24 protein-coding genes are annotated in these 21,149 nt (G+C 69.4%); 20 read left to right on the top strand and 4 right to left on the bottom strand.

All coding sequences use genetic code 11. The annotated features are described in order from the left end of the window. Nucleotides 1-289: 289 nt before the first annotated feature. The 7 genes from ACNJ7K_RS05960 to ACNJ7K_RS05990 all read left to right on the top strand — a co-directional run bounded on the left by ACNJ7K_RS05960 (nucleotide 290) and on the right by ACNJ7K_RS05990 (nucleotide 6,246). Entirely contained in the window at nucleotides 290-913 is a 624-nt protein-coding gene (locus ACNJ7K_RS05960; RefSeq protein WP_006553395.1) for a superoxide dismutase, read from the top strand. Between the two features lie 231 nt (nucleotides 914-1,144). After that, entirely contained in the window at nucleotides 1,145-1,678 is a 534-nt protein-coding gene (locus ACNJ7K_RS05965) for a hypothetical protein (RefSeq protein WP_024102643.1), read from the top strand. A 264-nt stretch (nucleotides 1,679-1,942) separates the two neighbouring features. Further along, nucleotides 1,943-2,641 (top strand): TMEM165/GDT1 family protein, encoded by a 699-nt coding sequence (locus tag ACNJ7K_RS05970; protein ID WP_159417037.1) that lies wholly within the window; start codon nucleotides 1,943-1,945, stop codon nucleotides 2,639-2,641. A gap of 78 nt (nucleotides 2,642-2,719) precedes the next feature. After that, entirely contained in the window at nucleotides 2,720-3,223 is a 504-nt protein-coding gene (locus ACNJ7K_RS05975) for a MarR family winged helix-turn-helix transcriptional regulator (protein ID WP_230789617.1), read from the top strand. Further along, nucleotides 3,220-4,467, top strand: coding sequence for an MFS transporter (locus ACNJ7K_RS05980; protein WP_230789614.1), 1,248 nt, complete (start codon nucleotides 3,220-3,222; stop codon nucleotides 4,465-4,467). Before ACNJ7K_RS05975 ends, ACNJ7K_RS05980 begins: the two co-directional genes overlap by 4 nt. A 130-nt stretch (nucleotides 4,468-4,597) precedes the next feature. Further along, the gene (locus ACNJ7K_RS05985) at nucleotides 4,598-5,365 is read left to right on the top strand and encodes an SDR family NAD(P)-dependent oxidoreductase (protein ID WP_006553390.1); all 768 of its coding nucleotides are present in this window, start codon (nucleotides 4,598-4,600) and stop codon (nucleotides 5,363-5,365) included. 71 nt (nucleotides 5,366-5,436) lie between these two features. Continuing rightward, the gene (locus tag ACNJ7K_RS05990; protein ID WP_230789612.1) at nucleotides 5,437-6,246 is read left to right on the top strand and encodes an alpha/beta hydrolase; all 810 of its coding nucleotides are present in this window, start codon (nucleotides 5,437-5,439) and stop codon (nucleotides 6,244-6,246) included. On the opposite strand, the gene ACNJ7K_RS05995 is transcribed toward ACNJ7K_RS05990, so the two are convergent. Both ACNJ7K_RS05995 and ACNJ7K_RS06000 read right to left on the bottom strand, forming a co-directional pair. Then, nucleotides 6,230-6,988, bottom strand: coding sequence for an IclR family transcriptional regulator (locus tag ACNJ7K_RS05995; protein WP_230789609.1), 759 nt, complete (start codon nucleotides 6,986-6,988; stop codon nucleotides 6,230-6,232). The two genes, ACNJ7K_RS05990 and ACNJ7K_RS05995, sit on opposite strands and share 17 nt — an antisense overlap. Next, entirely contained in the window at nucleotides 6,985-8,499 is a 1,515-nt protein-coding gene (locus tag ACNJ7K_RS06000; protein ID WP_487041353.1) for an APC family permease, read from the bottom strand. Before ACNJ7K_RS06000 ends, ACNJ7K_RS05995 begins: the two co-directional genes overlap by 4 nt. 354 nt (nucleotides 8,500-8,853) lie before the next feature. On the opposite strand from ACNJ7K_RS06000, the gene ACNJ7K_RS06005 reads away from it, so the two are divergent. The 8 genes from ACNJ7K_RS06005 (at nucleotide 8,854) to ACNJ7K_RS06040 (ending at nucleotide 15,314) form a co-directional block, all read left to right on the top strand. Then, complete coding sequence (locus ACNJ7K_RS06005) at nucleotides 8,854-9,435, top strand: MauE/DoxX family redox-associated membrane protein (RefSeq protein WP_230789602.1); 582 nt, start codon at nucleotides 8,854-8,856, stop codon at nucleotides 9,433-9,435. Nucleotides 9,436-9,456: 21 nt separating this feature from the next. Beyond that, the gene (locus tag ACNJ7K_RS06010; RefSeq protein WP_230789599.1) at nucleotides 9,457-10,071 is read left to right on the top strand and encodes a redoxin domain-containing protein; all 615 of its coding nucleotides are present in this window, start codon (nucleotides 9,457-9,459) and stop codon (nucleotides 10,069-10,071) included. Between the two features lie 102 nt (nucleotides 10,072-10,173). Further along, nucleotides 10,174-10,842, top strand: coding sequence for a methylamine dehydrogenase light chain (locus ACNJ7K_RS06015; RefSeq protein WP_016694598.1), 669 nt, complete (start codon nucleotides 10,174-10,176; stop codon nucleotides 10,840-10,842). After that, nucleotides 10,839-12,143 (top strand): hypothetical protein, encoded by a 1,305-nt coding sequence (locus tag ACNJ7K_RS06020; protein WP_230789596.1) that lies wholly within the window; start codon nucleotides 10,839-10,841, stop codon nucleotides 12,141-12,143. The genes ACNJ7K_RS06015 and ACNJ7K_RS06020 overlap by 4 nt, the downstream gene beginning before the upstream one ends. Next, nucleotides 12,140-13,732 carry a multicopper oxidase family protein gene (locus ACNJ7K_RS06025; RefSeq protein WP_230789594.1) on the top strand — a complete coding sequence of 531 codons (1,593 nt, stop codon included), beginning with the start codon at nucleotides 12,140-12,142 and terminating at the stop codon, nucleotides 13,730-13,732. The genes ACNJ7K_RS06020 and ACNJ7K_RS06025 overlap by 4 nt, the downstream gene beginning before the upstream one ends. A 9-nt stretch (nucleotides 13,733-13,741) precedes the next feature. After that, complete coding sequence (locus ACNJ7K_RS06030; RefSeq protein ID WP_230789591.1) at nucleotides 13,742-14,083, top strand: cupredoxin domain-containing protein; 342 nt, start codon at nucleotides 13,742-13,744, stop codon at nucleotides 14,081-14,083. Next, entirely contained in the window at nucleotides 14,080-14,403 is a 324-nt protein-coding gene (locus ACNJ7K_RS06035; RefSeq protein ID WP_081314566.1) for a cupredoxin domain-containing protein, read from the top strand. Before ACNJ7K_RS06030 ends, ACNJ7K_RS06035 begins: the two co-directional genes overlap by 4 nt. A 59-nt stretch (nucleotides 14,404-14,462) precedes the next feature. Beyond that, complete coding sequence (locus ACNJ7K_RS06040; RefSeq protein ID WP_230789588.1) at nucleotides 14,463-15,314, top strand: methylamine utilization protein; 852 nt, start codon at nucleotides 14,463-14,465, stop codon at nucleotides 15,312-15,314. 61 nt (nucleotides 15,315-15,375) lie between these two features. On the opposite strand, the gene ACNJ7K_RS06045 is transcribed toward ACNJ7K_RS06040, so the two are convergent. Beyond that, entirely contained in the window at nucleotides 15,376-16,953 is a 1,578-nt protein-coding gene (locus ACNJ7K_RS06045) for a TM0106 family RecB-like putative nuclease (RefSeq protein WP_230789944.1), read from the bottom strand. A gap of 149 nt (nucleotides 16,954-17,102) precedes the next feature. Here ACNJ7K_RS06045 and ACNJ7K_RS06050 point away from each other — a divergent pair, with 149 nt between their 5' ends. From ACNJ7K_RS06050 to ACNJ7K_RS06070, 5 genes are read left to right on the top strand one after another with little or no spacing between them, the layout of a single operon-like run. Further along, nucleotides 17,103-17,786 (top strand): DUF6474 family protein, encoded by a 684-nt coding sequence (locus ACNJ7K_RS06050; RefSeq protein WP_088896852.1) that lies wholly within the window; start codon nucleotides 17,103-17,105, stop codon nucleotides 17,784-17,786. A gap of 35 nt (nucleotides 17,787-17,821) precedes the next feature. Next, entirely contained in the window at nucleotides 17,822-18,313 is a 492-nt protein-coding gene (locus ACNJ7K_RS06055) for a hypothetical protein (protein ID WP_159417039.1), read from the top strand. A gap of 33 nt (nucleotides 18,314-18,346) precedes the next feature. Then, nucleotides 18,347-19,021 (top strand): YcnI family copper-binding membrane protein, encoded by a 675-nt coding sequence (locus ACNJ7K_RS06060; protein WP_487041354.1) that lies wholly within the window; start codon nucleotides 18,347-18,349, stop codon nucleotides 19,019-19,021. Beyond that, the gene (locus tag ACNJ7K_RS06065; RefSeq protein ID WP_006553373.1) at nucleotides 19,018-19,551 is read left to right on the top strand and encodes a copper resistance CopC family protein; all 534 of its coding nucleotides are present in this window, start codon (nucleotides 19,018-19,020) and stop codon (nucleotides 19,549-19,551) included. The genes ACNJ7K_RS06060 and ACNJ7K_RS06065 overlap by 4 nt, the downstream gene beginning before the upstream one ends. Before the next feature lie 5 nt (nucleotides 19,552-19,556). After that, nucleotides 19,557-20,495: a copper resistance D family protein gene (locus ACNJ7K_RS06070; protein ID WP_159417041.1), complete on the top strand. Its 939-nt coding sequence runs from the start codon at nucleotides 19,557-19,559 to the stop codon at nucleotides 20,493-20,495. 4 nt (nucleotides 20,496-20,499) lie between these two features. On the opposite strand, the gene ACNJ7K_RS06075 is transcribed toward ACNJ7K_RS06070, so the two are convergent. Beyond that, on the bottom strand, nucleotides 20,500-21,138 hold the full coding sequence (locus ACNJ7K_RS06075; protein WP_230789578.1) for a UdgX family uracil-DNA binding protein: 639 nt from the start codon (nucleotides 21,136-21,138) through the stop codon (nucleotides 20,500-20,502). Nucleotides 21,139-21,149 lie beyond the last annotated feature (11 nt).

Genomic DNA, 21,149 nt, shown 5'->3' on the forward strand with positions numbered 1-21,149 from the left:
GCATCGGCCCCGCGTGTCGGTTCGTTCAGGAAGGGCCGAAACACGCGCCAATGTTAAGGTCCCGTTCACGCAGCTGTTGCCGATGGTCCCGTTATCCGGCTGTTCCCGCTGGTGAGGGACGTTTCCGGAGGCAGGGACGGTTTCGGGTGCTCTCCGACACAGTCGGGGTCCGATCGTGTCCGCATTACGGCGAATGTTGCGGACGGTGTAGTTATGGACTTGGGTGGAAACCCGAAAAGGTACGGAATAACTGCACGGGCCGGACGGCCCGGTGAAGAAGGGACCCTTCGTGGCTGAATACACACTTCCGGACTTGCCCTACGACTACGCAGCGCTCGAGCCGCACATCTCGGCGAAGATCATGGAGCTGCACCACTCGAAGCACCACGCCACCTACGTCGCCGGTGCGAACACCGCTCTCGAGAAGCTGGCAGAGGCCCGCGAGAACGGCACCATGGCGGCCCAGGCGACCAAGCTCGAGAAGGACCTCGCCTTCCACCTGGGTGGTCACACCAACCACTCCGTCTTCTGGAACAACCTCTCCCCCGAGGGTGGCGACAAGCCCGAGGGTGAGCTCGCTGCTGCGATCGACGACGCCTTCGGCTCGTTCGACAAGTTCCGCGATCACTTCTCCGCGAACGCGAACTCCATCCAGGGCTCCGGCTGGTCGATCCTCGCCTGGGATTCGATCGGACAGCGTCTGATCATCGTCCAGCTGTACGACCAGCAGGGCAACATCCCGATCGGCCTGACCCCGCTGCTCATGCTCGACATGTGGGAGCACGCCTTCTACCTGCAGTACCAGAACGTCAAGGCCGATTACGTCAAGGCCTTCTGGAACATCGTCAACTGGGCCGACGTGCAGGCTCGCTTCGAGCGCGCTCGCACCGCCACCTCGGGCCTGATCGTCTAGTACGGATCGGTCACAGGTCGCGAGACCGACAGCGAGGGCGCCGGGAGACCGGCGCCCTTCGTCGTCTCCGGGCCTGGTCTTTCCTATCCGCTACAGGGATCGCCATCCGCCGCAGCGAATTGCTGTAGCCGATGGCAAAAGGTGTAGCGGAAGTGCTGGCACTCGACACCTCTTGTGTGCCAACGGAGAAAACGGGCATTCTCCCCTTACCGACCGAGAGGGAGGAGTGGGATGAACGCCGAGGAACACAGCCGCATCGAGCTGTCCGCATTCCAGTCCGCCGGTTCGCTTCGAGGCTTCGTCGTCTCGGGCAGATGGCCCGCGACCACCCGTGAATGGGCCCAGGTGCTGGCGATGACGGTGCGGATCGCGTCACTGCCGGGACTGCTGCCCACCTCGACGGTGTTCGGGGTCAAGGAAGAACTGCCCGACGACCCCGAGCCCGGAACCGTCGGCCTCGTGGTCGCCGAGGGTCCGGTGCTCGGCGAGCGTGCCGTGCAGCCCGGGCGGTTCGCCGAACATCAGCCGCCGGCGCTGATCATGCTGCATCCACCATCGGAGACGACGCCGTCACTACCGGAGAATGCCGGCGCCGCCTCGGGCTGTGTGCTGCTCCCCGGCATCCCCCATCTCGGGCTCGAGCATCGCGCCGCGTGGGTCGAGGCCGAACCGGATGGGACGGTGACGGCGCTGGTCAGCAAGGTGGGAGTGGATCCGGGCAACGACCCCGACACCGCGATTCTGGCCATGCTGCTCGCTTCGTGAGGGCGCCCTGAAAACGGAAGTTCGGTTCTCCGAAAGTTAGCATTGCCTTTACAGAATTCGGTTCGCCGGGCTAACGTTGTCGTCGGCGAAGGGGAGTAGCCCCCAATCGCAGGGTCGACATACTGGCGGCGCCCGACAACGGCACTGCCCGGCCCCGCGGACCGGATCATCCTCCGGTGGGCGAGACCTTCGGCCGCTGGTCGCACCGTGCGTCCGGCGTCCGGAGGAAGCCCCGTTTCCTCCATACGAAAGGAGGAAACGCGTATGTGGTCCGCGCTCGTCCTGTCCTTCGCAGTCATCTTCGTCGCCGAACTCGGCGACAAATCCCAGCTCATGGCGATGACCTTCGCCCTGCGGTATCGCTGGTGGGTCGTCCTCTCGGGGATCCTGTTCGCGACCACCGCGGTTCACCTCGTGTCGGTCGCCGTCGGGCACTATCTGGGTGTCGCGATCCCCGCGACCGCCATCTCCATCGTCGGCGGCATCGCCTTCCTGATCTTCGGCGCGTGGACGCTGCGCGGCGACTCCCTCGACGACGACGAGCAGTCCAAGGCCGGACGCGTGGCGCGCTCCGCCTTCCTCGCCGTGACCTCCGCGTTCCTCCTCGCCGAGCTCGGCGACAAGACGATGCTCGCGACCATCACGCTCGCGACCGACAACAACTGGGCCGGGGTGTGGATCGGGTCCACCGTCGGCATGGTCGCCGCCGACGCGCTGGCCATCGTCATCGGTGCCGTGCTCGGCCGGCACCTTCCCGACAACGCCATCCGTTACGGCGCCGCCGCGTTGTTCTTCGGCTTCGGCGCGTGGATGCTCGGCGACGGGCTGTTCCCGGAGACCGGTGCCGTGGGACCGATCGCCGGCGCGGTGGCCCTGCTGCTGTCCGTCGCCGCGATGGTGGTCGTACGCCGCCGCTCCCGCCGTGTCGCCGAGGACGATTCCCCGGCCTTCATGCGTTCCTGATCACCCTTCCGAACAGTGTCTTTCCGCCTCGGACAGGAGTATGCTTGCCGATAGGCAAATAAATTCGGAGGTGGTTCCATGTCTGAACTCACGGACAGCACCCCTCGATCCGAAACTCCTCCGTTCGACGCGGAAGACGTCCACCGTCTGCGTATCGCGATCGGACGGATCTCCCGCCGCATGGGCATGTTCGCCTCGGAGGAAGGGCTGACGCGTTCGCAGTCGACTCTCCTCACGACCGTCGCCCGCCACGAGACGATCGGAGTCCGCGAACTCGCGGAGATCGAAGGGCTCAACCCCACCATGTGTTCGCGCATGGTGGGCAAACTCGAAGACGCCGGGTTGCTCACCCGGTCCCCCGACGCCGACGACAAGCGCGTCGTCCGCGTCCACATCACTTCCGCCGGTGCCGCACTGTCGGCAGAACTGCGCGGCCGCCGCACCGCCCTGTTCGCCCGTCACCTCGCCGAACTGAACGACCGGCACCTCGAAGCTCTGCACGACGCACTGCCCGCCCTCGAGGCACTCTCGCAGCGCGTCGCCGATTCACCGCGCCCCTCCGCCGAGGGGGGTCGCCCGTGACCATGCTCGCCGACCTCAGAGGACAGACCTTCGCGGCCCTGCGCGGCCCCAACTTCCGCCTCTACATCAGCGGCCAGGCCGTCTCGCTCATCGGCACGTGGATGCAGACGGTCGCGCAGTCGTGGCTCGTCCTGCAGCTCACCGGCTCCGCGACCGCCATCGGCATCGTGCTCGCGCTGCAGACCGTGCCGATGCTGCTGCTCGGCCCCTACGGCGGGGTGGTCGCCGACCGTTCCGACAAGCGCCGGCTCATGATCGGGTTGCAGACCCTCATGGGTGTGCAGGCCCTGATCCTGGGGCTGCTCGTCGTCACCGACACCGTGGCCCTGTGGCACGTCTACGTCCTGGCGGTCGCGCTCGGCCTCAACCAGTGCTTCGAGAACCCCGCGCGACAGTCGTTCATGCTCGAACTCGTCGGTCCGGAGGACCTGCGCAACGCCGTGAGCCTGCAGTCGGTCCTCGCCTCGTGCTCGCGCATGATCGGCCCGGCCGTCGCCGGCCTGGTCATCGCCGCGGGCGGACTCGGCGTGTGCTTCCTGCTCAACGCCGCGAGCTTCGTCGCCGTCGTCACCTCGCTGCTGCGGCTCGACGTCTCCCGGCTCCAGCGCTCCCCCGCCGCCGCCCGCGCCAAGGGACAGCTGCGCGAGGGCTTCGCCTACGTCCGCCGCACGTCCGATCTGGCCGTCCCGCTGCTGATGATGGCGCTCGTCGGATGTCTGGCCTTCGAGTTCCAGGTGGTCCTGCCGGTCCTGGCCGACCACACCTTCGCAGCCGGTGCCGGGGCCTACGGCTTCCTCACCGCCGCGATGGGCGCGGGATCGGTCGTGGGTGGGCTCGCCGTCGCCACCTGGGGCCGCACCGGAACCCGGCCGCTGATCCTCACGTCCCTCGCGTTCGGCATCGCCATGGCGGTCGCCGCCGCGGCCCCGAACCTGACCACGCTCATCGTGCTCATGGTGATCGTGGGTGCACTGAGCGTGACGTTCACATCCACCACCAACAGTTCGCTGCAGCTCGCCTCCGCGCCGACGATGCGCGGACGGGTCATGGCCCTGTGGTCGGTCGCGTTCCTCGGTTCCACGGCCATCGGCGGTCCCATCGCCGGATGGGTGTGCGAGCAGTGGGGTGGCCGGGCCGGACTGCTGCTCGGTGCCGTCGCATGTCTCGTGGCCGCGGCGATGGGAGTCGTCGCACTGCGCCGCCGGACCGCGACCCCTGCGGAACCCGCGGCCGTCACCGGTTAGGGTTCGTGACGAACGACACTCACACGCCGTAGGGCTCTGTGAGAGAACCCGACGGAGTCGGACTCGGTGCCAACGAGCCCGAACCCGTCGGGTTCACGCAGCCCTCGGCTCGGGACAGGAGATACGAACAGTGGAGATTCAGGGATCCGCCGCACTGGTGACCGGTGCCGCATCCGGTCTCGGCGCCGCAACCGCACGCCGCCTCGCCGACGCCGGAGCCACCGTCTTCGGCCTCGACCTGCAGCAGTCCATCGACCGCGTCGGCGATGCCGCACCAGCGGGCGTCACGCTCCTCGCCACCGACGTGACCAGCGGCGACGAAGTGCAGGCTGCCGTCGACCGCATCGTCGAGTCCGGTGTTCCGCTGCGCATCGTCGTCAACTGCGCCGGTGTCGGCTGGGCCGGCCGCATCCTGTCGAAGAACGGCCCGCACGACCTCGAGCTGTTCCGCACGGTCATCACCGTCAATCTGCTCGGCACCTTCAACGTCATGCGCCTGGCCGCCGACGCGATCTCCAAGACCGAGACGGTCGACGAGTCGGGTCAGCGCGGCGTCGTCATCAACACCGCCTCGGTGGCGGCGTTCGAGGGTCAGATCGGCCAGATCGCGTACTCCGCGTCGAAGGGTGGCGTGCACGGCATGACCGTCCCTGCCGCACGCGACCTCGCGCAGTTCGGCATCCGCGTCAACACCATCGCCCCTGGCATCGTCGACACCCCGATGCTCGCCGGTGTCACCGAGGAGTACCGCAAGGGCCTCGAGGCCGGTGTGCCGTTCCCGTCGCGGCTCGCCCAGCCCGCCGAGTACGCGCAGCTCGCGCAGATGATCGTCGAGCACGACTACCTCAACGGCGAGACCATCCGCATGGACGGTGCGCTGCGCATGGCGCCGCGGTAATCACGTCCCTTCCGTGCGCGTTTCCGGTGGTTCCGGCCACCGGGAACGCGCACGTGCGTTAGACCGGTCCCATGCGGATCGTTCTCGCCGTGGTGCTCGTCGTCGCGCTCGTCGGCGTCGCCGGCTGGGCGTTGCAACGACGCCTGATCTACCTGCCCGACAGCTCCACTCCACCGGCCGCCGCGACCGTCCTGCCCGGCGCCGAGGACGTCGTGCTCACCACCGACGACGGTCTCGAGCTCGACGCCTGGTTCGTGCCCGGTCGCGCCCCCGACGGCCCCGGAGCCGGCTTCACGGTTCTCCTCGCTCCCGGTAACGGCGGCAACCGCCTCGGCCGTGTCGACACCGCCGCCGACCTCGCCGCGGCAGGTTTCTCGACGCTGCTCCTCGACTACCGCGGGTACGGAGGCAATCCCGGCTCCCCCACCGAGGAGGGTCTCGCCGCCGACGCCCGCGCGGCCCTCGGGCATCTCCGTTCGCGCGACGACGTCGACCCCACCCGGCTGCTGTACTTCGGAGAGAGCCTCGGCTGCGCCGTGGTCACCGCGCTCGCCGTCGACGAACCTCCCGCCGGGATGCTGCTGCGCTCGCCGTTCACCGATCTCGCCGCCGTGGCCAGGCACCACTATCCGTTCGTCCCCGCCGCAGCGCTGAAGGACGAGTTCCCCGTCGCCGAACTCGTCGGCCGCCTCGACGTGCCGATCACGGTCGTCTACGGCACCGCCGACAGCATCGTCCCGCCCGCCCAGAGCACGGCGGTCGCCGATGCCGCCCGGCAGTTGCACGAGCGGGTCGAGCTCGACGGTCTCGAACACAACGATCCACCGATGTTCGGCGCGCCCGTGGTGGACGCCCTGATCCGGCTCAGAGCAGGCCTGTGAGCCTTGTGGACCCGTCGACGAGGAATCTCACCAGATCGGGATCGGGTTGCACCTTCGCGGCCGAACCGTGCAGGTACAGGCCGCCGACGACGAACGACGACGAGTCGCGGATCGGGACGGCCAGCGCCGCCCTGCCCAGCCGCGTTTCCTGGCACTCCCGCGCGTAACCGAACGAGACGATGTCGCGCAGCTCCCGCGCCAGCAACTCGCGGTCGCACATCGTGAACTCGGTGAGCCGGCGCAACTCTGCGTCCGGAGCCGCTCCGGGCACGTGGGCCAGCATCAGTTTGCCGATCGCATTGGCGTGCAACGACTTCGACAGGGTCGTGATGGCGACGATCTCGTGGTCCGGATCCTGGTCGACGAACCGGAGCCGGCTCCCGGCGAAGGACGCGACGTGCAACCCGAAACGCGTGCATCCCCGCAGATCCTCCATCACGTCGTGGAGCGACTCGGACGGAGTGGATTCCGCTGCGGCCTGGGCAAGTTCGGCGGTACGACGACCGAGCGCGAAACCCGACAGGTCGGGGACGCGCACGAGATAGCCGTCCGCGACGAGCAGGTTCAGCATCCGGTAGGCCGTGGCCGGAGGCACACCGGCGAACGCCGCGATCTCCTTGGCGGTGGTGCCGGGACCGAGCTGCGCGACGGCCTCGAGCATCCCCAGCGCCTTCTGCACGGCGTGGGGTTGTCGTCCTCCGAACGGTGTTTCGGAGGACCGGATCGGCACGTGGGCGGTCACATTCGCTCCTCCTGTGTGCCCCCCGTGACGATCCGCGGCCGCCCGTGCTCGTCGAGGACCAGTGTCCCCGCCCCCGGCAGCAGATCCGTGGTCTCGACGGTGTCGAACGCCCCGATCGTCGCGAGACTCTGCGGGCGGAGCCGGCGCAGCACCGCGCGCCAGACAGGTCCCGACACCAGGAGCGCGACGAGCGCCGTCGGCACGACGAGCAGCGCGTGCGTGATCCCGTCGACGGCCGTGGCCACCAGCAGGCCGCCACCGAGCAACGCGACGAACACCGCCGCGACCCGCGTCCACACGGTGTCCTCACCGATGCGGTGCAGGAACCGCAGCGACGCCACCGCGACCAGCGTGTACGCCGCGACCAGCGCGACCTCGACGACACTGTCGAAGACGGACGAATCCGCGTCCGCCGCCAGGATGTACAGGGCGGCACCCGCGACGCTCACCGCGACGAACGCGCCCACCGCCAGGTAGGGCGTGCGCAGGATGCCGTGCACGCGGGCCAGGGCGGACGGCAGCACCCGTTCGACACCCATCGAGAACAGGAGCCGCGAGCCCGCTTGTGCGCAGCCGAGCGTCGACGCGAACCACGAACACGCCATGCCCGTCTTCACCGCGAGCACGACCGCCCACGACGCGCCGGAATCGACACCGTCGAAATACGCTCCGATGATGAGCGATCCGCGTCCGGTCAGCGACGCGACGGCCGCGAAGACGAACAGCGCCCCGACGACGAGCGGCGTGATCAGCACCGTCCGGCTCACGGTGACGAGCGGCCGACGGGCCTCGGGACCGAAGAACGCCGCGCTCTCGAAACCGGCCATGGACAGGACGGTCATCAGCGCCAGGAAGGGCAGCAGGCTCAGCGGTGAGACCGGCAGGTCGCTCGTCGTCGAGCCACCCGCCGGCGCGATCAGCATCGTCGCGACGATCAATACCAGCGAACACGTTTCGACGAGCAGGATCGCGCGGGTCGCGAACCGCACGCCGCGGATCGCGATCAGGGCGACGACCCCACCGAGCACCGCCGCCGTCACCAGCCACGGTCCCGTCCCCGGAAGATGCAGTCCGGCAAGCTCACCGATATCCACTACCGTGCGTGCTCCCTGGGCCAGCACGGAGATCGAGATGCCGAGATATCCGACGATGAGCGCCGTACCCGTCACGAGCGCCGCGCGCGTGCCGAGTCCCTGGAAGACGAAACTGTAGAGCGAACCCGCCGCGGCCAGGCGTCGCGTGAACTGCGTGATGCACCATGCGACCAGCACGACGACGCCGGTCGTCGCGGCGATGGTGAGCACACCGCCGAGTCCCGGATCGCTCACGGTCATCCACAGGGCGATGAACACCATGCCGGTGGCGGGGGCGATCGTTGACAGCGACTGTCCGATCAGATCGAGCTGGGACAGCTGTCTACGCCCGAGCGCGTGCAGGGGTGAGCGCACGTGAGCCCCGGTGGGTTCCGCGTCCTGCGCGCGGTCGATCGCCGCCCGGAGTGCTGACGTCACGACCGTGGTCCTTTCACTGATTTCATCCGGACGCTAACCCCGTTCTGTTACAGCTGCATTACCTGCGCGAACACGACGTGCCGTCCAAGTGGGAATCCGCTCGCAGCGGCGATGCGAGGGGCATCACGCCACCGCCTTCCGCGCGGACTCGGGCGAACACAAAAGCCCACGTCGCCGAGCCCCGACGTCCCGGAATCCGAGGGCTCGCGTTCTCGTTCGGGGTCTCCCCGTTCGTTTCTCCGGCGTCGCATGCCCGACTCGGGACCACAGCACGATGTGTCCATCCCCACCTGCGAGGGATCCGCCGGGACCTCGACGAGGTCCCGAAGCGAAACGGAAGGAGTGGTCGCACACATGCTGTGGGTGCTGATCGCATCGATCGTCGGAGGCACGCTGTTGCTCGCCGGCATCCCCAAGACCCGGGACCGCCAGGGTCTGCTGCGCACGGTGCGCGGATACAAGCTGCTGCCCGCGCCGCTCGAGGACGCGGTGTCGTTCGCGCTGCCGTGGGCCGAGATCGTCCTCGGTGCCGCGCTCATCACCGGCATCGCCGGACGATGGGCAGCCGCAGGCGCCGCACTGCTGTTCCTGTGCTTCTTCGGTGGCCTGACGATCAACCTCCTCCGAGGTCGTCGTGACCTCGACTGCGGCTGTTTCGCATTCGGTTCCCACGACGTCCCGCGGATCGGGTGGTTCCACGCGGTGCGGGCCGGCGCGTTCGTGCTCGTCTCCGCAGCCCTGGCCCTCGTTCCCGCCGGCGCACCGTCGCTCGCCGAACACCTCCTCGCCGTCGCGCTCGCCGCGCTGGTGCTGGTCGTGGTCGTCACCGCGGCGCAGTTGCGGTCGATCGTGCATCCGGGCCGACGCCCGGTCGACGACCACCTGACGAAGGCCTCGATCGAACTCCGCGCCGCCTCGACCCTCTCGCGGTACTGACAAATCCGAACGGAGAAATCTGTGAACACCTTCCTGCTGATCGCGGTCATCGTGCTGGCCGTCGCCGTCGCGGCGCTGTTCCTCATGCTGCTCGCCCTCGCCCGCGAGATCGGGCGCGTGCAGGTGCGTCTCGGTCCCCTCGGCGCCCGGATGATGGACACCGGCCCGAAGATCGCCCAGGTCGCTCCGAGCTTCCGCGGCCTGAAGGACCACCTCGGCCGCGAGGTCGGCGTCGGTGGCCACCGCGACAAGGCTCAGCTGCTGCTGTTCACCGCGCCGTCGTGCTCGACGTGCAAGAGCCTGCTGCCCGGCGTCAAGGCGATGGCGAAGGCGGAGAAGGACCTCGAGGTCGTCATCATCTCCGACGGCACGCCCGAGGAGCACCAGAGTTTCCTCGCCGGTTCGGGTATCGGTGCCGAGCTCAGCTACGTCGACGCCCGCGATGTGGGCATCGCCTACCAGGTGGGCACCACTCCGTACGGCGTGATCCTCGACGAGCACGGCAAGATCCAGGCCAAGGGCCTGTGCAACCACATGGCGCAGGTCGAATCCCTCCTCAACGCACTCGAATCCGGTACGCCCTCGCTGCAGCACCTGCACGAGGCAGCCAAGACTCGCGCCGCAGCCGGTCTGTGATCTGCGAGCGCCGACCGCGCCGTCGGTACGGGCGGAATCTCATCCCCTTCTCGAGATCGGAGTACGTCGTTGGACCTCAGACCCTCATCCGGTGAACCGGAGATGCACGAGAACCGATATCCGGTGGACGAAGCCACCGTCAAGGAACAGGCCGAATGGATGGCCGGTCGCGGCGGATCCTTCATCGGCCGCACCGGCCGCAGGATGTCCGAGCGGGTCTCCCGCCGCTCGGTGATCAGCAAGATCGGCCGGTGGACCATGGGTGTTTCCGGTGTGGCACTGATCAGTTCGCTGCCCGTCACCCGCACGGCCCTCGCGCAGGAGCCGCCGGCCCCCGCTCCCGCCGAACCCGAACCGTTCGTTCCGGTCTACGACGGCAAGGATCCCGCCGAGTGCGAGTACTGGCGCTGGTGCAACATGGACGGCACCTCGTGCGCGGCCTGCAACGGCGGCGGTGTCACCACCTGTGCGCCGGGAAGCCGTCCCGGAGCGGAGTTCTGGGTCGGGTGCTGCACGCATCCCGACACCGGTAAGACCTACCTGATCGCCTACTACGACTGCTGTGGTGCACCGTCGTGCTCGAACGCGTTCTGCGGTGAGCCCGACATGCAGGCCATCATGTACAACCCGGTCTCGGGCAGCTTCGACCAGGAGATCATCTGGTGTGTGTCCGACGAATCCCAGTCGTACACCTGCACGATGGCACCGATCATCGGTGAGGACTGCCAGACCCGTCCCGCCGCACGACCGAAGGTGGGCGCCGGATCATGAAGCGCACCCAACGGGCGGTCGCCGCGACCGTCCCGCTCGCTCTCGCACTGTCCCTCGCGGCGTGCTCGAGCGACGACGACTCCTCCTCCGCCGCGGCGGGCGAGGTCAGCTACCCGACCGTCCCCTACACCACTCCCGGTGAGGGCATCTCCCTCGGTCACGACGACCAGGAGATCGGCGACACCATCCCGGAACCCGTGCACGTCTCGGAGATCCAGCCCGCGAGCGAGAACGACCTGCTCGCGGTCCTCCGGACTCCGGGCGGGCTCGAGATCGGTGTGAACGTCCTCGACCCGGTCACCGGTGTCGCGGGCAGCCGCATCGTCGTGGGTCCCGGCATCTGGGATCCCGTCATCCACGGGTTCGTCGGCGAGAGTTCCTCGGATCCGGCGGTTCTCGCCGCCGAGGTGTGGCGGCCCCGCGGTTCGCGCGGCCAGGCCGACTTCACCGTCACCACCTACTCGGGCGACCTGCTCGAGCCGGACGAGATCGAACTGCCCGACTACGCCCGCGCGCACTCGCGTCCCGGGTCCAGTGCCGTCACCGCGGACGGGAAGTACTTCGTGACATGGGACGACGGCCTGTACGGCGTCCGCGTCGTCGACCTCGAGGCCGGCAAGGAGAGCGGCGCGCTGCAGATCATCGGGTGCGGTCCGTTCACCTGGCTCGTCGACCACGAGCTCTACAGCGTGTGCGAGGACACCCGCGAGCTGATCCAGATCTCCATCGACGATGCCGGTGTCCCCACGGAGACGGCGCGCACGAAGGTGCTGCCCGACGACTTCGTCAGCAACCGCAAGGTAACCTGGGCCGCGGACGCGAAGAAGGCACTGCTCGTCAGCGCGACCGGCGACGTCTTCGTCTTCGACTTCTCGAACGGTCTGCCGGAGGATCCCGTCGCTCCCATCGGGAACGCCGGACAGGACGGCGGCCGCTTCGCGGAGAACGCCATCAACAACACCGGCGACCGGATCGCGATCGAGTACACCGACAGCGAGATCCACCCGCACTCCGCGCGCGGTGGCGACATCGTCAAGATCGAGCTGTTCGATGCGGCCGGCCTCGCACCGATCCGCACCCTCGATCTCGGGGCACTGGGGATGACGGACATCGCGTCCATGGCCTTCTCCGTGGACGGATCGATCCTGTACGTGGTCGGTTCCGGCCCCGAGGTCGACGGCGAGTCGGCCCAGCGCATCGTCGGTGTCTCGGCGAGCGACGGCACCGAGGTCAGCGCCGCCGAGGTCACCGGCACCGTCGACGACATCCGTTCGCTCCTGACCCCGCAGGTGATCCGATGACACGACCCGGTACCGGGCTCGTGCTCGACCGCCGCCGCTTCCTCCGCCTGGGCACCCTCGGTGCCGGGGCGGTGGGGCTCGGCGCCCTCGGGTTCGGTGCCACCGCCTGCAGCTCCGGTACGTCCGGGCAGCAGGCGGTGGCCGCCGAGCTCGACTACATCCGTCCCACCGACCCCGAGGTGGCCGCGGCCGAGGCGGCCCGCGCCACCTCGGGGGCGACGGCAGCTTTCGCGCTCGCTGCGGGTGTGGGCGCCGTGGACCTCGGTGGGCGGATCGTGAACACGTGGACCTACGGCGGGGCCGCCGTCGCACCCGAGCTGCGGTTGTCGAAGGGCGACCGCGTGCGGGTGTCGGTGGACAACGGGCTTCCGCAGGAGACCACGTTGCACTGGCACGGCATCCGGATCCGCAACGACATGGACGGTGCGGCTCCGGTCACGCAGGAACCGATCGGCGCCGATGGTGGCCGGTTCGAGTACGACTTCGTCGCACCCGATCCGGGTACCTACTGGTATCACTCGCACAGCGGACTGCAGGCCGACCGCGGCCTGTTCGGGGCCATGATCATCGAGGATCCGAACGACGCGACCGGCGCGGACGCCGACGCGGTGCTCGTGCTCGACGACTGGGTCGACGGTCTGGGCACCACCCCCGATGCGGTCCTGGCCGCGCTCAACCCGCAGGTCGCCGGGCACGGTCACGCCGGGCACGGCGCCGGGCCGGCCGAGTACTCGGACGCCGATGCCTCGGTGGCACAGCAGATCACGTCGGCGGGCCACGGGGACTCCGTCCCGCTCGGCGGCATGACCCAGCACATCGCGTACCCGCTGCACCTGATCAACGGGCGCCCGCCGAACGATCCCGCCGTGGTGGAAGCCGCTGCGGGGCAACGGGTGCGTCTGCGGGTCGTCAACGCGGCCGCGGAGACGCCCTACCGTTTCGCCGTGGCCGGTCACGAACTGACCGTCGTCGCCGTGGACGGCTTCGATGTGCAGCCGACGACCGCCGACACCGTGATCCTCGGCATGGCGCAGCGGGTGGACGTGCTCGTCACCGTCCGCTCCGGTGCGTGGCCGATCGTGGCGAAGGTCGAGGGTCGCGACGGCTACGCGTCGACCGTGCTGCGGTCCCACGACGCGGTTCCGATGCCGAACCCCGATGTGGGAGGAGACATTCCGGAGCTGAACGGGCGACTCGTACCCGAGAGCGAACTGCGGCCCGCCGAGTCGGTGCTGCTCGAGAAGCGGGACGTCGACCGCGACTACCGCGTCGAGCTGATCCAGGCCGGCGACCGCTACGTGTGGGGCATGGCCGGCCCCGACGCCGGCCGACTGGTGATGAAGGAGGGTGAACGGATCCGGATCACGATGGTCAACTCGTCGCCGATGTGGCATCCCATGCACACCCACGGCCACACCTTCGCCGTACCGAGTTACGGCGGTCTGCGACGCGACACCGTCAACGTGCTTCCGGGGACCGAACTCGCCATCGAGTTCGACGCGGACAATCCGGGCGAGTGGATGTTCCACTGTCACAACGCCTATCACTTCGAGGCAGGAATGACCGCGAATCTGCGGTACATCCGGTGAGGACGAGATATGAAGAAGTTTCTTTCCGCGGTCGCGGGCACGACACTCGCGATGGGACTGCTGACCGGATGCGGCAGTGCGGACGCCGACGAACCCGCGGTCGTCATCGAGGTCTCCAACATGTCGTACAGCCCGGCATCGGTCACCATCGAGAAGGGCCAGACCGTGCAGTGGCACTTCGACGACTCGGGACTGCCGCACGATGTGGCGGGCGACGGACCGCTCGAAGGTGAACTGAAGAGCGAACTGCTCACTGAGGGCACCTACGAGTACACCTTCGACGAGGCCGGCACGTTCACCTACCACTGCACGCCGCACCCCGCGATGGTCGGCACGATCATCGTCGAATGATGCGGATCCGGTGGGGCGTGGCCGCGTTCGCGATGCTGGCCGCGACCTCGTGTGCCGGCTCCCCCACCGGGCCGGACGCGGAGATCGTCGTGCGCGACGTGCACTTCGCGCCGGTGGACGTGACCGTCCCGGTGGGCGGCACCGTCCGGTGGACGTTCGACGACGGCGGGGTCCTGCACCACGTCGGATCGGAGGGCGAGTTCGACAGCGGCATCACCCCCGAGGGGAGCTTCGAGCACACCTTCACGACGCCGGGCGTCTACGAGTACCACTGCTCGGTCCACCGGTACATGACCGGAACCGTCACCGTGACCGGATGACGGACAACGCCGTCCGCCGCCCGTCGTATCCGTAAGCACCACAGCAAAGGAGCATCCCAATGACGGAAACACTCGTGCGTGAGCCCCTGGCTCACCCACCCCTCGGAGTCGACGTACCGGAGATACGCCCGACGCTCGAGAGCGCCGTCGCGAAGAAGACCCGCGGCGGCCTGATCGCCGGTGCCGCGGTGGTCGGCGCCGCCGCCGGTCTCGTCGCGGCCCCCTCGACCCCGACGGCCATGACTGCCGCGGTGATCGCCACCGGCGCGGTGACGGCACTGGCCGCCAACTGGTCGACCTGCGGCATGTCGGTGGCCGGCGTGGTCGCCGCACCGAAGCAGCCGGGACGCCGCGGGTCGTCGACCCCGATCCGCCGGCTCGGCTGGCACGCCCTGGGATCGCTCGCGACGGGCATCCCCACCGGCGCGCTCTTCGGTGCGCTCGGCGCGCTCGTGACCGGCTCGGTGCCGTGGGCGTGGATGCTCGCGGCCTGGGGCGTGATCGCGCTCGGTTACGGCCTGCACGAGCTGGGCATGATCACCCTGCCGACGCCCATGCGGCGTCAGCAGCTTCCCCGCCACCTGCGGCGCACGATGGCGCCGTGGAAGGTGTCGCTGCTGTTCGGCGCGCTCATCGGCCCCGGCTTCATGATCTTCATCCGGTCCAGCGCGTACTACCTGCTGGTCCTCGGCGTGATCGTCTCGGGTTCGCCGGTGCTCGGCGCCGCGATGTTCGCAACCGTCAGCCTCGGCCGCTGCATGCCGAGCGTGCTCGCCATCCTGCACACCCGCCGCGGTGGTTCGATGCCCGGCTTCCTGTCGGCGATGTGCGTCATCGACCGTCGCGTCCAGACCCTCACCGGCGGTGCCCTCATCGCCCTGGCGGCGTTCGCTCTTGCCGCGCTGGTCTGATCGTCCGTGCGTGGTTCCGGTGGCCGATGCCGCCGGAACCACGCCCGTGGCACGACCTGCGCTACAGGTCCTCGATGAACGGGATGTCCAGCACCGCGCGATCACTCATCCACTCGCGCAGGACCTTCGTGGCGATCACGTCGTCCTCGTTGTACTCGAGCAACCGCACACGCTGGGCCGGATCGGGCTCGCCCGCCATGCCCACGGCCTCGCGGTACCAGCTCATCGACGCCTCACCCCCGGCCTCGGCGTCGCGCCAGTGATGCCCCGCGATCGGCGCGATCTTCTTGAGCCCCTTGCCGTTCGGGCACACGAACTGGTCGGTGACGGCCTGGAAGATGTCGACCCACTCGTTCGAACCGATGAACGCCTTGACCTCCGTGAGCTCCGGCACACCCGGGAAGCCGTGAAACCGCCGCGCCGACGACAACAACCACTTGTCCTCCGCCGACCGCGAATAGCAGTAGGCCGCAAAGGTCTTCCCGCGACGTTCGGCCGCGCGCCGCTGGTCCGACAGCCAGCGCCAGAACTCGGCGAACGAGCGTGCCTCGTCGTCGGTCGGCACGGGCTCCCACGTCGCGAACGGGATGTACTCCGAGGACGATCCCGAATTGAGGAGCGTGCCCCACAGATAGGCGCCGTGCTCGTGGTAACTCTCCATGTCGATGTCGACCTCGACGTCGGCGCGGTGGACGTGCACGTGCCGGTAGCGACGCACGAGCGGCACACCGGCGATCCACGCCCGCGCCGTGACGATCGCGTCCTCGAACGAACCCTGCGGCCACGCCTCGGGTTCCTCCCCTTCCCACCGGGCGAGCCCGTCGATGGTGTGCACCTCGAGTTCGCGCAGCACGACGGCACGTTGCCCCGGCGCGACGAGCGACACATCCCGGGTGGCGGTGAGCTCGGCGCGGCAGCGGTCCCACCACGGGCAGGTTTTGCACTCGCCGATCTGCGACGGCGCCGTCGGAGCCAGACCCCGCGCGACCTCGAGACGGTCCGCCAGGCGGGCGTCGTAGTCGTCGAGGATCTGGTCGAGATCGTGCACGAGGATGCAGTCGCCGCCGTAGCCGATCGCCCCGGCGACCTTCGCGGGGCTCGCGAGTCCGTGACGCTCGAGCATCCGGTACAGGTGCGCGAGGCGCATCTGGTCGCGCACCTGACTGCGCACCTTGCGGGTCTCGTCGACGGCGGGTGCCCACGCGAACAGATCGGTGGTGAGCGCGCCACGTCCGGGATCGGTGACCTTGTGGTTGACGACGATCACCGGGATGTAGCCACCGCGTTCGGCATCGCGCAGCAGGATCTCCGAGCGGCCGCGGCGTCCGGTGTCGGGTTCGCTCGGCAGCACCGCACCCCAGATGCGGTCGGCGCCCGCGCGGCACGCGTCGAGTGTGCGCTCGGCGCGCTGCGACATCGGTCCTTCCGGCGCGATGAGCGCCCACCCGTCCGGGTCGGCGTCGAACAGCGTCTGGCGGATCGCCTCGCGATGCGCAGCCGCCGCCTCCTGGCGTTGCCGCGCACCCGGATTCTCGGGTGCACCTGCGAGTTCGTCGGGGAAGGTGGCGTCGAGATAGACCCGGTGGCGGCACCTCGTCAGCGCAGCGGCCTCGAGGGAGACGGCTGTGCGCTGTGACACTCCGCGTGGGGGCCGCGGTAGTTCTCCGGTTGCGTCCACGACATTCCAGGGTATTCCCTGCACAGGCGACGGCTCGCAGCAGCACCGTCACGTTAGGCTGACGCGGGGCGCCGGAGCGTCGTGTCGTACCGAATGGAGGGTGCTGTTCGATGGGGTTGTTCACACGGAAGCGTCGCGCGACTCGCAGGGCGGAAGCGAAGGCGCTGAGGACCAAGGCGAAGCTCGAGGCCAGACTGGTCGCGAAGAATCGGCTCGAGAACGACCGGCGGGCAGCGAAGGCCCGGGCGAAGATCGACAAGAAGCTCGCGAAGTCGCAGGTCAAGCTCGACCAGGAACTCGTGAGGTCGCAGGCCAAGGTCGAGAAGGAACAGATCGCGACCCTCAAGGCACAGAAGAAGGCCGCTGAGAATCAGGGCCTCACCGCAGCGAAGGTGCGCCGCTATCTCGGCGTCGCGCGTCTGCTCGCGCCGGTGCTCGTCCCGATCGTCTACCAGGCCGTGACGGCGCTGCGCGGTCAGCTCGACTCGCGTCGCGCGCAGCAGCTCGGGGTGCCGATCGAGGAACTGGGTTCGTTCACCGGTCACGGTGCCCGGCTCAGTGCCCGCATCGCGGGTGCGGAGCAGTCGCTCGCGAAGGTCGAGCAGCGCAACCCCAAGGACGCGGAGACGCAGAAGTTCGCCACGGCGACCCGCGAACGCCTCACCGATCTGACCGCCGCCGTGCAGACGGCCGAGCAGATGCCGGCCGCGCGCCGGAAGTCGGCGCATGCGGCGATCTCGTCGGAACTCGACGGCATCGAAGCGGATCTTCTCGCACGCCTCGGCGTGCGCTGACACGGCCTGCACATCAGGAACGAGCACGACCGACAGTGACCAGGTACCCGACCGTTCTCGGCACCACCGCGGGCATCGCCACCGCGGTGCTGGCGGTGGCCGCCCACGGCTCCGCCGGCGGTGGTGTGCCGACGGGACCGGTCGCGGTATTGCTGGTCGCGGTCGCGGCGATCGTCGGGATCCTCGGCGCGCACCAGCCGTCGCTGTCTCCGCTCGTGCTCCTCGCCGGTGGGCAGGCGGCCACGCACGTCGCGCTCACCGTGCTGGTGCCCGGCCACGAGCACCTGTCGGTGTCCATGCTGGGCGCCCACACGCTGGCCGTGGCGGTGTGCGCGGTGCTGCTCAGCGCCGCGGCCCACGTGTACGCGGCGTGCGGCACCGCGCTGCGGGTCGTGCTGCTGCGCGGCCCGTGGGTCGCCGCACCCGCCGTGCTCGCCCCTACCTCGTCGACCGACCGGCTGGTGTGGGGACGTGCACCCCCGGCCATCTCGCGGAGAGGACCACCGCTCGCCACGGCTGTGCTGTGACGATCGATCCTCCAACCACGAGAAAGACCACATATGTTCGAGTTCTCCCGTCGCGCCCTCGTGGGCGCGACAGCAACCGCTGCGCTGATGGTCGCGGGCGCCGGCATCGCTTCGGCCCACGTCACCGTCGTCGCACCCGGAGCCGAGCAGGGCGGCTACACCGTCCTGACCTTCCGGGTCCCCACCGAGTCCGAGACCGCCGGCACGACGGCACTCACCGTCGAGCTTCCGGGCCTGCGCTCGGCGCGCACCGAGCCGCTGCCCGGCTGGACGGCGACCGTCGAGAAGGATCCCGAGTCGCAGCTCGCGACCTCCGTGACGTGGACCGCCGAGCCGGACGTGCAGGTCGGGCCGGGGCAGTTCCAGCAGTTCGTCCTGTCCGTCGGGCCGCTGCCCGAGGAGGACGAGGTCGCCTTCCCTGCAATCCAGACCTACAGCGACGGCGAGGTCGTGGCGTGGGACGAGATCACGACCGGCGACGAGGAGCCCGAGCGTCCCGCCCCCAGCCTGACGCTCGCGGCGAGCAGCGGCGACGGGCACGGCGGCAGCGGCGACGCGCACGTCACCGACACCGGGCAGACCGCTGCGGCGTCGGAGGGCACGACGACCGACAGCACCGCGCGCTGGCTCGGCGGTATCGGTCTGGTGCTGGGCGCGCTCGGTGCCGCACTCGGTCTCGGCGCCGTGATCCGGGGGCGGCGGGCATGAAGCGCATCCTCGTTCTCCTCACCGCGCTGATCGCGGCGCTGACCCTGTCCGTCGGTTCCGCGGCCGCCCACTCGGTGGTGCTGTCGAGCTCGCCCGAGGACGGCGAGCAGATCGCCGAGGCACCCGATCGGGTGACCGTGACGTTCAACGAGAACCTGCAGGAGCAGTTCGCGGCCCTGACCGTCGTCGGGCCGGACGGCAACCTGTGGTCGAAGAGCGACCCGATCATCGAGGGTGCGAACGCATCCGTCGAACTCGACGGTCTCGGCCCCGTGGGCGAGTACACGATCGCCTACCGGGTGACCTCTGCCGACGGGCATCCCGTCAGCGGAACCCGCACCTTCACGCTCACCCAGGAGGGAACCGGCACGCCCGGCGAGGCGGCGTCCGGTGACACCGCGACCGGTGAGACCGGCGCGGAGTCGGGCGAGAGCGACAGCAGCGGACCTGCCGTGTGGTGGTTCGTCGTCGCAGGCGTCGTCGTGGTCGCCGCAGGTCTCGCTTTCGCGCTGCGCAAGCCGAAGGCCTGACCCGCATGATCCCGGAACGCCGGCAGTGGCTCGTCGTGGCCGCTGCCGGCGTTGCCTTCGGAACCGTCGCGGGCATCGCCGTGGCCGGTTCCCTCGCCCTGCCCGCTCCCTCGAGTTCGGTGCGGGCGATCGGGCTGTGCGTCGGCTCGACCGTGCTCGGACTCGCGGTCCTGGCCGTCATGGTGCAGCGGCAACGCCGTCCCGCCGTCTCCTCCGACACGCTGTGGCGGACGATCGCCGCGCTCGGCGGTGTCTGGCTCGCGCTCGCGAGCGTCGACCTCGCCTGGGCCGCGTCCACCGCGGCCGACGTTCCCGCCGCGGACCTGGACGTGGGGCGGTTCGGGCAGTTCGTCGGCACCACCACGGGACGCGTGGATGCGGCGGCATGGGTGTGCATTGCCGCGATCGTCGTCGTCGCCGCGGTGGCGTACCGCCGGTCGGCGTCGTGGTCCACCCTCCCGGTGCTCGTCGCCGCGGCACTCGCGTTGATCGCCCGCCCGGTCACCGGCCACATGGCGCAGCAACCACTGGGATCGCTGTTCAACGCCGTGCACGTGCTCGCGGCCGCGGTGTGGTTCGGGGTGCTCGTGGCGCTGGCCGTCACCGTGCGGGGCCGCGGAGGATGGGCGGAACTGCTGCCGCGCTATTCGCAGCTGGCTCTTCGGTGCGTCGTGGCGTTGGTGATCACGGGGATGGTCGACGCGGCGGTGCGGCTCGGTTCGGTCTCCGCGCTTCTGGGCACGGGCTACGGACGCGTCGTGCTCGCGAAGGCGATCGTGCTGTGCGCGCTGCTAGGGCTCGCGTGGAACTGGCGGCGCAACTGGCTCCCCGCAGCCTCGGCGCACCGCCTGCCGGAGGAGGAGTCACTGCGCAACGCCGTCCTCGAGGTGTGCGCGATGTCGGTGGCGCTCGGGCTCGCGGCCGGGCTCGCGACCACCGGCTGAGCCGTCACAAGGACGCCGCGCGTTCCAGGTCCTGCACGAACGAGCGGAACATGTCGTCGCGCTGCGATTTCGCCCGCAGCACCGCCGACGGGTGCACGGTGACGACCACCGCCGGATCGCACGACCCGCACAGCTCCTCGGGCAGGTGCAGGACCTCCCCGCGGTGCTGCGTGAGCTTGAAGTCCTTACCGAGCAGCGACTGCGCGGCCGTGGCTCCGAGGCACACCACCACGTCGGGGCGGACGGCGTCGAGTTCGGCCTCGAGCCACGGCCGGCACGCCGCGACCTGCCCACCCGACGGTTTCTTGTGGATGCGTCTGCGGCCGTTGGCGGACCGGTCGAAGCGGAAATGCTTGACCGCGTTGGTCACGTACACCGCCCCGCGATCGATACCCGCGCGTTCGAGGGCCTTGTCGAACAGGTGCCCTGCGGGCCCGACGAACGGTTCTCCCGCGAGGTCCTCCTCGTTGCCCGGTTGTTCGCCGACGAACAGCATGCGTGCGTCGCGCACCCCTGCCCCGAAGACCGTCCGCTCGGCCGCCTTGTAGAGATCGCATCCCCGGCATCCCGCGGATGCGGCGGCGAGTTCGGCGAGGTCGCGGCTGTCGGGTACGTACTCCTGCGCGCCGGGATAGGTCACCATGGCTGTCGCAT

The sequence above is a fragment of the Rhodococcus shunpengi genome (genome assembly GCF_048381395.1).
Classification (GTDB): Bacteria; Actinomycetota; Actinomycetes; order Mycobacteriales; family Mycobacteriaceae; genus Rhodococcus.

What these genes read in the sequence shown, in the direction of transcription:
- ACNJ7K_RS05965 (WP_024102643.1), top strand. Translation starts at nt 1,145, where the DNA reads ATGAACGCCGAGGAACACAGCCGCATCGAGCTGTCCGCATTCCAGTCC.
- ACNJ7K_RS05970 (WP_159417037.1), top strand. Translation starts at nt 1,943, where the DNA reads ATGTGGTCCGCGCTCGTCCTGTCCTTCGCAGTCATCTTCGTCGCCGAA.
- ACNJ7K_RS05975 (WP_230789617.1), top strand. Translation starts at nt 2,720, where the DNA reads ATGTCTGAACTCACGGACAGCACCCCTCGATCCGAAACTCCTCCGTTC.
- ACNJ7K_RS05990 (WP_230789612.1), top strand. Translation starts at nt 5,437, where the DNA reads ATGCGGATCGTTCTCGCCGTGGTGCTCGTCGTCGCGCTCGTCGGCGTC.
- ACNJ7K_RS06005 (WP_230789602.1), top strand. Translation starts at nt 8,854, where the DNA reads ATGCTGTGGGTGCTGATCGCATCGATCGTCGGAGGCACGCTGTTGCTC.
- ACNJ7K_RS06015 (WP_016694598.1), top strand. Translation starts at nt 10,174, where the DNA reads ATGCACGAGAACCGATATCCGGTGGACGAAGCCACCGTCAAGGAACAG.
- ACNJ7K_RS06020 (WP_230789596.1), top strand. Translation starts at nt 10,839, where the DNA reads ATGAAGCGCACCCAACGGGCGGTCGCCGCGACCGTCCCGCTCGCTCTC.
- ACNJ7K_RS06025 (WP_230789594.1), top strand. Translation starts at nt 12,140, where the DNA reads ATGACACGACCCGGTACCGGGCTCGTGCTCGACCGCCGCCGCTTCCTC.
- ACNJ7K_RS06030 (WP_230789591.1), top strand. Translation starts at nt 13,742, where the DNA reads ATGAAGAAGTTTCTTTCCGCGGTCGCGGGCACGACACTCGCGATGGGA.
- ACNJ7K_RS06035 (WP_081314566.1), top strand. Translation starts at nt 14,080, where the DNA reads ATGATGCGGATCCGGTGGGGCGTGGCCGCGTTCGCGATGCTGGCCGCG.
- ACNJ7K_RS06040 (WP_230789588.1), top strand. Translation starts at nt 14,463, where the DNA reads ATGACGGAAACACTCGTGCGTGAGCCCCTGGCTCACCCACCCCTCGGA.
- ACNJ7K_RS06050 (WP_088896852.1), top strand. Translation starts at nt 17,103, where the DNA reads ATGGGGTTGTTCACACGGAAGCGTCGCGCGACTCGCAGGGCGGAAGCG.
- ACNJ7K_RS06060 (WP_487041354.1), top strand. Translation starts at nt 18,347, where the DNA reads ATGTTCGAGTTCTCCCGTCGCGCCCTCGTGGGCGCGACAGCAACCGCT.
- ACNJ7K_RS06065 (WP_006553373.1), top strand. Translation starts at nt 19,018, where the DNA reads ATGAAGCGCATCCTCGTTCTCCTCACCGCGCTGATCGCGGCGCTGACC.
- ACNJ7K_RS06070 (WP_159417041.1), top strand. Translation starts at nt 19,557, where the DNA reads ATGATCCCGGAACGCCGGCAGTGGCTCGTCGTGGCCGCTGCCGGCGTT.
- ACNJ7K_RS06075 (WP_230789578.1), bottom strand. Translation starts at nt 21,138, where the DNA reads ATGGTGACCTATCCCGGCGCGCAGGAGTACGTACCCGACAGCCGCGAC.